The sequence below is a fragment of the Mycobacterium sp. E735 genome (genome assembly GCF_001666955.1).
Classification (GTDB): Bacteria; Actinomycetota; Actinomycetes; order Mycobacteriales; family Mycobacteriaceae; genus Mycobacterium.
On the sequence record NZ_LZIX01000094.1, the window covers coordinates 14,851 to 26,807 of the forward strand.

The following is an 11,957-nucleotide window of genomic DNA, read 5'->3' on the forward strand; positions in this document are numbered from 1 at the left end:
TCAGTATGCCCATACTGTTCGCCGGCTAACAGGACGCGGGGCCGTTGCGCCCAGCTCGTGACCGCATCGAAGCCGGCCGGGAAGCTAGCGCCGGTTTGCCTGCGCCCGCAGCTCGGCGCGGTCGGGCAGCTGCGCCCCGGCGCGGCCCACGGTCGCCGCAGACGACAGCGTGGCCGCCTCGAGCGCTCCGGTCAGGGCGTCGATCGAGATGCGGCGCAGGGCGGCGCGCCGGTCGGCGCCCAACAAGTCCATCCCCCAGAGCGCGTCCAGCAGGCCGACCGTGAAGGCGTCGCCGGCGCCCACGGTGTCCACCACCTGGACCGGCCTGGCGGCCACGCGCGCCTCGCCGGCCGAACACAGCGCAACCGCGCCGCGGGCCCCCATCGTCACCACGACGATCGCCGGCCCCGACGCCAGCCACGCCCGGGCCGTCTGCTCGGGCTCGTGCTGGGGATCGATCCAGCGCAGGTCCTCGTCGCTGACCTTCACGACGTCGCTGCGCTCGGCCAGGTGCTCGATGCGCGCGCGGGCCGAATCGCGGTCGGTGATCAGCGACGGACGCACGTTGGGATCGAAGGTGATCGTGGCCGACAGGCGGTAGGCGTCGACCAACGCCGCGACCGCCAGGCAGCCCGGCTCGCGTACGGCGGCGATGGACCCGGTGTGCACCAACACCGGCGGGGGGACCTCGGGCGTGCCGGAAAGTCGCCACTGTAGGTCAAACGTGTAGGTGGCCGAGCCATCAGCGGACAGAGTCGCTACCGCGGTCGGCGTCCGGGTGGCCGAAACGCTGCCCGGGACAAGCTGTGCGCCAGCAGTTTTCACGTAGTCGGCGATGCGCCGCCCCTGTCGGTCGTCGGCGATGTGGGTCAGGAAATCGATATCGCGGCCCAGCAGGCCGAGCCCGACGGCGACGTTGAGCGGACTGCCGCCGACATGCTCGTCGCCGTTGACGATGTCGATCAGCGATTCGCCGATCACCAGGCCGCGGGTCATCGCACCAGAGCCTCCAGCGTCGCCCGAGCTCCCTTGTGGTGCAACGAATCCAGGGCCCAGCAATACGCCTCGACAAAGCGTGGTTGGTGGGCCAGATCGCAGAACACGGCGGTCACTTCGATGAACGCGGTGGGGTTCCGGTTCTGCGATCGGGCGATCGGGATGAGCGAATCCGCGAGCTGGTCCACCACCTCATACGGCTTTCCCCATTCGTCGGTGCCCTCCGCGTAGCGCGCCCAACTCGCCACCGCCGCGGCCGCCAGTTGAACCGGACCGCCGTTGGCCAGGTTGTCGCAGATGACGGGGAACAGCCATTTCGGGATGCGGTCCGACGAGTAGGCGCAGATGCGCGCGACGGTGTCGCGCACGGCCGGGTTGGCGAACCGCTCGACCAGCGTGCGGCCGAATTCGTGCAGGTCGATTCCGGGCACCGGCGGCAGGGTGGGGATGGCCTCGGCGTCGAAGTAAGAGAGCAAGAATGTGGCGAAGAGTGGATCGCGCGCCGCCTCGTGGACGAACTGGAAGCCGCACAGATGGGCGAAGTAGGCCAGGCACTGATGCCCCGCGTTGAGTAGCCGCAGCTTCATCAGCTCGTATGGGCGCACGTCGTCGACCATCAGCACCCCGGCCCGCTCCAGTGGAGGCCTGCCGTCGGCGAAGTCGTCTTCGATCACCCACGCGGTGAACGGTTCGGCCACCACCGGCCACCGGTCGTCGACGCCGAAGTCGCGCCGCACCTCCGCGGCCATCTCCAAAGTCGTTGCCGGGGTTATGCGATCGACCATCGAACTGGGGAAGCGGGCGTTCTCCGCCACCCACTCGGCCAACGCGGGATCCCTGCGTTCGGCGCTGGCGAGCACGGTGCGCTTGGCGACCTCGCCGTTGTTCTCGATGTTGTCGCAGGAAACGACCGTCGGTGCGGGGACTCCGCGATCGCGCCGCCTGGCGAGCGCCTCGGTGATCAACGCGAACGCCGGCCCGTCGGGATCGCGGTACCCACCTTCGGTGATGGTCAGCGAAATGATCCGGGTGGAGGCCGCGGCGAGCACCTCCAACGCTGATTCGGGATCGTCCGGGGCGTAGCGGTAGTCGACGATCGACCCGATCACTTGCGCGTCCCGGCTGCCGTCGGGGTTCTCCAAAATCAGCGTGTACAGCCCGTCCTGACCGTTGAGGACGTCGCGCATCGTCCAGTCGGCGGGCATCACGCCCACGCCGCAGATACCCCATTCGCGTGCCAGCCCCTGCTGCAGCAGCAGGTTGATGTACGCAGCCTGATGCGCGCGGTGGAAATGACCGGCGCCGATATGCGCGATGCCGACGGTCACGTCCCCGCGGTCATAGTTCGGCGCCTCGATCGGCAGTTCGGACAGCGACGCATTGTTCAGGTTGATCGCGCCAGCCACCATTGGCCAACTCCTCACCGGGCCACGGCCCCGATCGTTACCGGGCTCGCGGCACCTCTCGACGGTATGACGGCCCCGGGCCGAAGCCCAGCGGCTTGGACCATCCGATGCCCCTAGGTGAGCGGGGGACCCCCCGCCGGCACGGCCGACGACAGCAGGACATCGGCGAGCGCACGCCACGAATCGGTTATCGCGACTGCCCCGGCATCGATCAAATCCTCTCGGCGGCAATCCCGTTCGTCAGGTGGCACAAACATCAGGTTGCCCACCGTGGCGTAGCCGGCCGCGACCGCGGAGCTCACGCCGGCGACGGAGTCTTCGATGGCGAGGCCTTGTTCTGCCGCGACGCCCATCACCTGACCGGAATGCAGATAGACCGCCGGGTCGGGTTTGCTTGTCGGTACCGGAAGCGAATCCTCCGCGCTGAAGGTCAGCGCCTCGGGTATCAGCGAGTCGATGCCGGTGGCGGCGAAGCAGGCGCGCAGGCGCTTGGTGGCGCTGGAGCTCACGGCCGCGAGCGCGTAGCGCGGCTCGAGGTCGCGCAGCGGTTCGAGCACCCGCGGGTCGGGGGTCAGCGTGACGGCGAGATGCGCGGTGACCCGTTCGCGCTCTTCGCGCACCCACTGCTCGAGTTCGTCGGCGGACAACGCGTTGCCCTTCGCCGCGTCCTGGGCTGAGGCAACCACCGCCGCGGGAAGGCCGTGCGCCAACGTCTGATCGAGCGGCAGCCGGCACTGGGTCGCCAGGTCGAGGGCCATCGCGCGGAAGTTCTTCCCAACGGCCCGCTTACGCAACTCCTCCGAGTCGAGCGGGGCGGTCACGCCGAACCTGGCCAGGAAACGATTCATCACATCGGTCGACGCTTCGAACGCCGGCCTTTCCGAAGCGAACAGGTTGTCGTCGGCGTCACACAGCAAGGTGGTGATCGGCGCCGGGTCGAACGCGCGCACAAAGGTCAGGTGAGCGTTCATCGTGACACCAACTCTCGCTCGTCGTTGCGCATCGCGTCACGCAACGTGGGCACCACGCCGCGCGTGTCGATATCGGCGATCATGTCGCCCAGGCGCCGCGCGAAACCGGGAACGGCGCGTAGCTCAGCGAACATCGCATGCCGCAGCAGGGGGTCAGGGTTGTTGCCGGCCATGTTCGCCAATTTAGCCACCGGTATCGCCTGCGAGTCCTCGAGGCGGAGCCGGCGGCCCTGCAGGTCGTGGCCCCGCATGTACCGGGCCCACCCGGCAACAGCCAACGTCAGCAGCGTGTGCGGTCTGCCCTGCGCGATCGCCTCCTGCAGGGACGGCAGCACGAAGGAAGTGATTTTGGTCGTCCCCCGCCGGGCCAGCCGCGACAATTGGTCGCTCATGCTGGGATTGCTGAGCCGATCGAGCAGGGTGGCGCGGTACTGCGGGGTGTTCATCCCCGGCACGGCCGGCAGCAACGGCTGAATCTCCTCGCGCAGCAGTGTCTCGACGTAGTCGCTTATGACACGGTTCCGCATCGCTTCGTCGGTGCGCTGGTAACCGGCCAGCGTCGCCAAACACGCTAGCGCGATATGGGTTCCGTTGAGCAGGCGCGTCTTGATCAGCTTGTGGTCGCTGACGTCGGCAACGAATTCGGCCCCGACCTCCTCGAGCGGCGGCCGACCGTTGCTGAACGAATCCTCGATCACCCATTGGCGATACGGTTCGGTCACGACCGGACACTTGTCGGCCACGCCGAACGTCTGCTCGACGAACTCGCGCTCCGAAGTCGACGTTTGCGGGGTGATGCGATCGACCATCGTCGACGGGAACGCGACGTGCCTTTCGATCCAGCGGGCAAGCCCCGGGTCCTTGCACGCCGCGAACGAGATCAACGCGGTTCTCGCCGGCCGGGTGTCGCCGGGAATGTTGTCGCAGCAGAGCACGGTGAACGGTGCGAACCCTGCGCGGCGGCGCCGGTCGAGAGCCTCGGCCAGGTACCCCCACGCGGTGGCGTAGCCACCGGACGCGACCAGGTCGGCGCGCACGTCGGGATGATCGGCGTCGAATTGGTCGGTGACCGGATCCAGGAAGTATCCGTTGTCGGTGATCGTCAGGCTGACTATTCGGGTTTGCGGATCTGCCAGCGCCGCGCGCACGGCCGCGCCGTCGTGCGGCGCGAAATGAACCGACCCGATCGAACCCACCACGCGGGCGGTCTGGCCGTCGTGGCCGCGCTGAACCACTGTGTAAAGCCCGTCCTGTGCCGACAGCAGGTCTTTGGCCCCCGGCGAGTGGAGGCTCACACCGGTAACGCCCCAACGGTGCGAAATCCCCGAGCGGGCAAGGTCGTCGAAGTACACGGCTTGATGGGCGCGATGAAAGTTGCCCGCGCCGATGTGAACGACACCGCGCTGCAGGGCCGACCTCTCGTATGTGGGTACCGCGATTCGCTGGGAGTGCAGTCGCAGGGTGGCATTGCTGAGGGGGACGCCGCTTGCTGGACGTCTGGACGTTGTGCGCATCGCTATCCCGTGCCCGTGGTGCCCGCGGGTCTAACGTCTTCGTAACCGATGTCACAGAAATTTACGTTTGAGACATAATCCGTGGTGGGTAACGATGATCACTGGTCAGACGCGTAAGTTGACAACATGGCACCGCGGGTGAAACTCACCAACGCCGACAAGGTGCTCTACCCCGCCACCGGGACGACCAAGCGGGACGTCTTCGACTATTACACCCGGATCGCCGAGGTGATGATCCCGCATATCGCGGGGCGCCCGGCCACCCGCAAGCGCTGGCCGAATGGCGTTGAGGAGTCATCGTTTTTCGAAAAGCAGCTGGCTTCCTCTGCGCCGGAATGGTTGCCCCGCGCCAGCGTCAAGCACCGTTCGGGAACTACGACGTACCCGATCATCGACAGCCCCGACGGGCTGGCCTGGATCGCGCAACAGGCCGCGCTGGAAGTGCACGTGCCGCAATGGCGGTTCGTCGCCGAGTGGACGCGAAGCAAGGCCGAAGAGCTCAAGCCCGGCCCGGCGACCCGACTGGTGTTCGATCTCGATCCCGGTGAAGGCGTGACCATGGCCCAGCTGGCCGACGTGGCCCACGCCGTTCGCGACCTCATCGACGGCATCGGGCTGACCCTGTTCCCGCTCACCAGCGGCAGCAAGGGCCTGCACCTCTACGCCCCGCTGGCGGAACCGGTGAGCAGCAAGGGCGCGACCGTGTTGGCGAAACGTGTTGCCCAGCAGTTGGAAAAGTCGATGCCCAAGCTGGTCACCTCGACCATGACGCGAAGCCTGCGCGCGGGCAAGGTGTTCCTCGACTGGAGCCAGAACAACGGCGCCAAAACCACGATCGCGCCGTATTCGCTGCGCGGCCGCGAACACCCGACGGTCGCGGCCCCGCGCACGTGGGAGGAGATCGACGACCCTGCGACGCTGCGGCAGTTGCGCTACGACGAGGTGCTGGACCGCGTCGCCCGCGAGGGCGATCTGCTGGCGGCGCTGGACAACGACGTCGCCGTCGCGGACCGGTTGACCAAGTACCGCAGCATGCGGGACGCGTCGAAGACCCCGGAGCCGGTTCCGCGGACGAAACCTCGTACCGGCCAAGGCAATTCATTCGTCATCCAGGAGCACCACGCCCGCCGGCTGCATTACGACTTCCGGCTGGAGAAAGACGGCGTGCTGGTGTCGTGGGCGGTGCCGAAGAACCTCCCCGAAACCACATCGGTGAACCATCTGGCGGTACACACCGAGGACCATCCGCTGGAATACGCCACGTTCGAGGGCAACATCCCCAGGGGGGAGTACGGCGCCGGGAAGGTGCTCATCTGGGACGCCGGAACGTATGAGGCGGAGAAATTTCACGACGACGAGGTGATCGTGAATCTGCACGGCAACAAGGTCACCGGGCGCTACGCGCTGATCCAAACCAACGGCGACCAGTGGCTGGCGCACCGCATGAAGGACCAGAAGACCTTCGACTTCGACGGGATCGCGCCGATGCTCGCCACCCACGGTTCGATCGCGGCGTGCAAGGCGAGCCAGTGGGCGTTCGAAGGCAAATGGGACGGCTACCGACTGCTCGTCGAAATCGACCACGGCGGCCTGCGGGTGCGGTCCCGCCGCGGTCGCGAGGTCACCAACGAATACCCCCAATTGCGTTCGTTGGCAACCGATCTGGCCGAGCATCACGTGGTGCTCGACGGGGAGGCCGTCGTCCTGGACGCCGCCGGAGTGCCCAGCTTCCACGCGATGCAGAACCGGGGGCGCGGCAGCCGCGTGCAATTCTGGGCGTTCGACCTGCTCTACCTCGACGGTCGCTCGCTGCTGCGGGCGCGCTACCAAGATCGTCGAAAGCTGTTGGAAACGCTCGCCGGCGGCAGCGAGCTCATCGTGCCCGAGTTGCTGCCCGGCGACGGGAAACAGGCGCTGGAGCACTCCGGCAAGCATGGTTGGGAGGGCGTGGTCGCCAAGAGGCGGGACTCCACCTACCAACCGGGCCGACGCTCGGCGTCCTGGATCAAGGACAAACATTGGAACACCCAGGAAGTGGTCATCGGCGGCTGGAAGGCCGGCGAGGGCGGCCGCAGCAGCGGCATCGGCTCCCTGTTGATGGGCATCCCCACCGACGGCGGCATGCACTTCGCCGGGCGGGTCGGTACCGGGTTCACCGAACGTGACCTGGCGAGCCTGAAGAAGACGCTGGCTCCCCTGCACACCGAGCAATCCCCGTTCAACCCACCGCTTCCCCGCAGCGAGTCCAGGGGTGTGACGTTCGTCGAGCCGGTGCTGGTGGGAGAAGTGCGCTACAGCGAGTGGACGCCGGATGACCGCCTACGCCAATCGAGTTGGCGAGGCCTACGGCCGGACAAGGAACCGAGTGAGGTGGTGCGGGAATGAAATGGGTGACCTACCTCGACGCCGGTGGCGAACGCACCGGGGTGCTCGCCGACGAAGATATCTACGCGATGCCCGCCGGCGTGACCCTTCTCGACCTGATCGGCGATGGCGCGGAAGGCTTGCGCGCCGCCGGCGAAGAGGCCTTGCGTGCCCCCGCGGCGACCGTGCGGCTGGACGCGGTGCGGCTCTTGGCGCCGATCCCGCGCCCGCCGTCCATCCGCGACTCGCTGTGCTTTCTGGATCACATGCGCAACTGCCAGGCCGCGCTCGGTGCCGGGCGCACCCTCGCCGACACCTGGTATCGCATACCCGCGTTCTACTTCGCCTGTCCGGCAACGGTCTTGGGTCCATACGACGACGCTTCCGCCGCCCCCGGAAGCGCTTGGCAGGACTTCGAATTGGAGATCGCCGCGATCATCGGAACCGGTGGACGCGACCTGACCGTCGACCAAGCCGAGCGGGCCATCATCGGCTACACCATCTTCAACGACTGGTCGGCACGCGACCTGCAACAGCTGGAAAGCCAACTCGGGATCGGGCAGGGCAAGGGCAAGGACAGCGGCGTCACGCTGGGCCCCTACCTGGTGACACCCGACGAGCTCGCGCCGTACCGTCGCGCCGGCCGACTGGACCTGCGGGTGACCGCCCTGGTCAACGACGCTGTGATCGGTTCGGGGTCGACCGCTCAAATGGATTGGAGCTTCGGCGAAGTCATCTCCTACGCCTCGCGCGGCGTGACCCTCGCCCCCGGCGATGTCATCGGCTCAGGCACGGTCCCGACGTGCACGCTCGTCGAGCACCTGAACCCGTCGGCGCCGGGCTCATTCCCCGGCTGGCTGCACGACGGCGACGTGGTCACGCTCCGGGTGCAGGGACTCGGGGAGACCCGGCAGACGGTGCGCGCCAGCGCCGCGCCCCACCCGTTGGCGGCCCGACCCAATCCGGACGCCGCGCCCGCGGCGCCGCGGGTGAACCGGGCACCCGCGAAGGTGCCCTATACCCGCGGCCTGCACCAGGTCGCCGATCGGGTATGGGCGTGGACGCTGCCCGACGGAGGCTACGGGTGGAGCAACGCCGGACTGGTCGCCGGCGACGGCGCGTCGCTGCTCGTGGACACGCTCTTCGATCTGGCGCTGACCCGGGAAATGCTTGCGGCGATGCGGGATATCACCTCGTCGGCGCCCATCACCGACGCGCTGATCACCCACTCCAACGGGGACCACACCCACGGCAACCAGCTGCTCGGCGCCTCGGTGCGGATCATCGCCGCGCGGGGGACCGCCGAGGAGATCGCGCACGGCATGGCGCCCGAGATGCTGGCGATGGCGCAGACCGCGAACCTCGGTCCCGTCGCGACCCCCTACACGCGAGACCGCTTCGGACACTTCGACTTCAGCGGCATCACTGTGCGCAACGCCGACCAGACGTTCGACCGCGAAATGACGATCGAGGTCGGTGGGCGGCGCATCGACCTGTTGAACCTCGGCCCCGCGCACACCGCCGCCGATTCGGTGGTGCACGTGCCCGACGCGGGCGTGCTCTTCGGCGGCGATCTGCTGTTCATCGGCTGCACCCCGATCGTGTGGGCCGGCCCGATCTCGAACTGGATCGCCGCGTGCGACACGATGATCGCGCTCGACGCGGCGACGGTCGTGCCCGGACACGGCCCCGTCAGCGATCCCGACGGAATCCGTGCGGTGCGTGGGTATCTCGCCCATGTCTCCGAACAAGCTGAGGCCGCATACCGCCGCGGGCAGTCGTGGTCCGAGGCCGCCGATACCATCGATCTCGGTGAGTACGCCTCCTGGCTGGATGCCGAGCGCGTCGTCGTCAACGTCTATCAGCGGTACCGCGAACTCGACCCGCAGACCCCGCAGCTGGAGATCATGGCCCTGCTGGTGATGCAGGCCGAATGGCTGGCCAAGCGGGGCTAAAGCCGCACGGCCCGCACGAATTTGATCGTGGTCGCCGGCACCTGGTCTGCGGCCTGCCCCAGGTCCGGCAGCCCGGCCGCGGAGAACAGATCGGTGAGCCGCGATTCGGTGGTCTCCCAACCGTTCTCATGCAGATGCGCGGCGACATCGGTGTGCTCGCCCGGATACGTCAAGGTGCTCAGGTCCATTTCGAGTCCGTGCCGTCGCCAGCCCTCGGTCATCCGCCGCGCTTGTTCCTCGGCCGCCGGGGACGTGCCGGTCACGGTGCCGTAATCCGCGGCGAACCGGCTGCCCTCGGCGGACAGCGGGATGATGGAGTCCAGCAGCCGGATCTCGGCGTCCGGCGGGAGCCATCCGATCAGCACGCCCTCGGCGAGCCATGCCGTGGGATGGGCCGGATCGAAGCCCTGCTCCTGCAGCGCGGCCGGCCAATCGTCGCGCAGGTCGATCCCGACGTCGCGAAGCTTGGCGGTCGGCGCCGCCCCGATCTCCGACATCGTCGCCGCCTTGAACGCGATCACCTCGGGCTGATCGATTTCGTACACGGTCGTCCCGATCGGCCAGCGCAGCCGGTAGGCGCGCGCGTCAAGCCCTGACGCCAGGATCACCACCTGGAGCAGCCCGGCCTGCCCCGCCGCGGCGAAATAGTCGTCGAAATACCGGGCGCGGGCGGCGAACGTGTCGACCATCCGGTGAAAGCCGACGCTCTGCTCGAGCTCATCGGGATCGAGCTCGCCGCTGGCGAGCCGGGTGAACACCTCCAATCCCACGGCACGCACCAGCGGCTCGGCGAAGTCGTCCGTGATGACCGGCTGCGGACGCTTGCTTGCGGCGGCCCGGGCGGCGGCGACCATGGTGGCCGTCGCTCCCACGCTGTTGGCCAGGTCCCAGCTGTCACCCTCGGTTCGTGCCATGGCTTCTCCTTCAGTTGTGGCGGCCAAACCACGGTATGCCCCGCCGGTGAACACTGGCGTCGCCTACGGTTCCCCCTATGCCCGCAGTGGAATTCGAAACCCTCGAAGACGACATCGCCCGTATCACGCTGAACCGCCCCGAGCGCCTCAACGCCATCGACGGATCGCTGATCGACGGCGTGCACCACGCCCTTGACCAACTCGGTGGCGGCGAGTTCAGGGCCGCGATCCTGACCGGCGCCGGACGCGGATTCTGCGCCGGGGCGGATCTGAGCGGCACCGGTGAACCGTGGACCAAGCCCAAACCGACGACCCCGCCCTTCAAGGTCAACTACGACTCCCAGGTTCGCCTGGCCGACCTGTTCACCCGGATCTACGAGCTGCCCATCCCGGTGATCGCCGCCGTCAACGGCGTGGCGGTCGGGGGAGGGTTGGCGTTCACGCTGGTGTCCGACGTCCGGGTCGCGTCCGAGCACGCCCGGTTCGGGTCCGCGTTCATCAAGGCGGGCTTCTCGTCGATGGACATGGGCACCAGTTACCTGCTGCCGAAAATCGTCGGCGCAGGCGTGGCGCGCGAACTGATGCTCTCCGGCCGCATCATCGACGCGGCCGAGGCCTACCGCATCCATCTGGTGCACGAGGTGGTGGCCCCCGACGACCTGATGCCGGCCGCGCTGCGGGTGGCCCGCTCGATCACCGAGAACAACGCCTACGGCGTGTGGCAAACCAAGATCGGCCTCAACGCGGCGCTGGACGCGCCCAGCCTGCGGCACGCCATCGAGATCGAGAACCGCACCCAGATCCTCAGCGGCTTCACCAACAACCCCGTCGAGGCGGCCACCGCCCACATGGAGAAGCGGGCGCCGAAGTGGGATCCGCTGTGAGGGCTAGACCTTCGCGATGACGTTTTCGGCGAACATCTCGAGGTTGCGGATCTTGTTCTCCAGCGGCTCGGTGTCCTTGCCCTTGATGTAGGGGATGCGAAAGCCGACGATGGCGTCGGTGACGCCTTTGTCCTCGAGGCGTTTGATCCCGTCGACGGTGTAGGCGTCGGCCGAGATGACGTGAATCTGGAACGGTCCCGTCTTACCCGCCTCTTCGCGATACTGCTTGAGCTTGGCGATGAGCCCGTCGAGTTCCTCCGGGTCACCGCCCCCGTGCATCCAGCCGTCCAGGCGGGCCGCGCGGCGCAGGGCCGCGTCGGCGTGCCCGCCGATCAGGATCGGAATCGGCTGGGTGGGAGCCGGCGTCATCTTCGTCTTCGGGATGTCATAGAACTCGCCGTGGAACTCGAAGTAGTCGCCGGTGGTCAGGCCCTGGATGATCTCGATGCATTCGTCCATGCGCTTGCCGCGTTTGGCGAATGGGACGCCCAGCAGTTCGTAGTCCTCCGGCCACGGGCTGGTGCCGACACCGAAGCCCACCCGGTTGTTGGTCAGCGCGGCCAGCGAACCGATCTGCTTGGCCACCAGCGCAGGCGGCCGGATGGGCAGCTTGAGCACGAAGAAGTTGAAGTGCAGCTTCGTCGTCACCGCACCCAACGCCGCTGTCAGCACGAAGGTTTCGATGAACTCCTTGCCGTCCAGGAACTCGCGATCGCCGTCGGGGGTGTACGGGTACTTCGAATCCGACTCGAAGGGGTAGGCAATGCTGTCAGCGATCGTCATCGCGTGGTACCCGGCCGCCTCGGCCGCCTGGGCCAGCGGGATGTAGTACCTGTGGTCGGTCATCGCCTCCGCGTAGGTGAACCGCACGTCATCTGCCTTCCTGGAAACCGGTCGTCACACGAGATTAGAACGTGTTCTAGTTCTACCCGCGGCCGGGTTCCCAGCACAAT

9 protein-coding genes are annotated in these 11,957 nt (G+C 67.6%); 3 read left to right on the forward strand and 6 right to left on the reverse strand.

Annotated elements, in window-relative coordinates:
• Positions 1-84 precede the first annotated feature (84 nt).
• From A5704_RS07670 to A5704_RS07685, 4 genes are all read right to left on the reverse strand, one after another.
• Positions 85-996 carry a carbohydrate kinase gene (locus A5704_RS07670; RefSeq protein WP_067888277.1) on the reverse strand — a complete coding sequence of 304 codons (912 nt, stop codon included), beginning with the start codon at positions 994-996 and terminating at the stop codon, positions 85-87.
• Positions 993-2,405 carry a mannitol dehydrogenase family protein gene (locus tag A5704_RS07675; RefSeq protein WP_067888280.1) on the reverse strand — a complete coding sequence of 471 codons (1,413 nt, stop codon included), beginning with the start codon at positions 2,403-2,405 and terminating at the stop codon, positions 993-995. The genes A5704_RS07670 and A5704_RS07675 overlap by 4 nt, the downstream gene beginning before the upstream one ends.
• A 110-nt stretch (positions 2,406-2,515) precedes the next feature.
• Positions 2,516-3,373 carry an HAD family phosphatase gene (locus A5704_RS07680; protein ID WP_067888284.1) on the reverse strand — a complete coding sequence of 286 codons (858 nt, stop codon included), beginning with the start codon at positions 3,371-3,373 and terminating at the stop codon, positions 2,516-2,518.
• Entirely contained in the window at positions 3,370-4,887 is a 1,518-nt protein-coding gene (locus A5704_RS07685) for a mannitol dehydrogenase family protein (protein WP_067888287.1), read from the reverse strand. The genes A5704_RS07680 and A5704_RS07685 overlap by 4 nt, the downstream gene beginning before the upstream one ends.
• 126 nt (positions 4,888-5,013) lie before the next feature.
• Here A5704_RS07685 and A5704_RS07690 point away from each other — a divergent pair, with 126 nt between their 5' ends.
• Both A5704_RS07690 and A5704_RS07695 read left to right on the forward strand, forming a co-directional pair.
• Complete coding sequence (locus A5704_RS07690) at positions 5,014-7,272, forward strand: ATP-dependent DNA ligase (RefSeq protein WP_067888290.1); 2,259 nt, start codon at positions 5,014-5,016, stop codon at positions 7,270-7,272.
• Positions 7,269-9,206, forward strand: coding sequence for a fumarylacetoacetate hydrolase family protein (locus A5704_RS07695; RefSeq protein WP_067888293.1), 1,938 nt, complete (start codon positions 7,269-7,271; stop codon positions 9,204-9,206). Before A5704_RS07690 ends, A5704_RS07695 begins: the two co-directional genes overlap by 4 nt.
• Here the strand turns inward: A5704_RS07695 and A5704_RS07700 are convergent.
• On the reverse strand, positions 9,203-10,120 hold the full coding sequence (locus tag A5704_RS07700; protein WP_067753665.1) for an SAM-dependent methyltransferase: 918 nt from the start codon (positions 10,118-10,120) through the stop codon (positions 9,203-9,205). The genes A5704_RS07695 and A5704_RS07700 overlap by 4 nt on opposite strands.
• Positions 10,121-10,206: 86 nt before the next feature.
• Between A5704_RS07700 and A5704_RS07705 the strand changes: the two genes are divergently transcribed.
• Positions 10,207-11,004, forward strand: coding sequence for an enoyl-CoA hydratase/isomerase family protein (locus tag A5704_RS07705; protein ID WP_197498969.1), 798 nt, complete (start codon positions 10,207-10,209; stop codon positions 11,002-11,004).
• Positions 11,005-11,007: 3 nt separating this feature from the next.
• Here the strand turns inward: A5704_RS07705 and A5704_RS07710 are convergent, their stop codons facing one another.
• On the reverse strand, positions 11,008-11,874 hold the full coding sequence (locus A5704_RS07710; RefSeq protein WP_067888296.1) for an LLM class flavin-dependent oxidoreductase: 867 nt from the start codon (positions 11,872-11,874) through the stop codon (positions 11,008-11,010).
• Positions 11,875-11,957 lie beyond the last annotated feature (83 nt).

Coding starts and splice junctions, on each gene's coding strand:
- A5704_RS07670 (WP_067888277.1), bottom strand. CDS start 996: ATGACCCGCGGCCTGGTGATCGGCGAATCGCTGATCGACATCGTCAAC.
- A5704_RS07675 (WP_067888280.1), bottom strand. CDS start 2,405: ATGGTGGCTGGCGCGATCAACCTGAACAATGCGTCGCTGTCCGAACTG.
- A5704_RS07680 (WP_067888284.1), bottom strand. CDS start 3,373: ATGAACGCTCACCTGACCTTTGTGCGCGCGTTCGACCCGGCGCCGATC.
- A5704_RS07685 (WP_067888287.1), bottom strand. CDS start 4,887: ATGCGCACAACGTCCAGACGTCCAGCAAGCGGCGTCCCCCTCAGCAAT.
- A5704_RS07690 (WP_067888290.1), top strand. CDS start 5,014: ATGGCACCGCGGGTGAAACTCACCAACGCCGACAAGGTGCTCTACCCC.
- A5704_RS07695 (WP_067888293.1), top strand. CDS start 7,269: ATGAAATGGGTGACCTACCTCGACGCCGGTGGCGAACGCACCGGGGTG.
- A5704_RS07700 (WP_067753665.1), bottom strand. CDS start 10,120: ATGGCACGAACCGAGGGTGACAGCTGGGACCTGGCCAACAGCGTGGGA.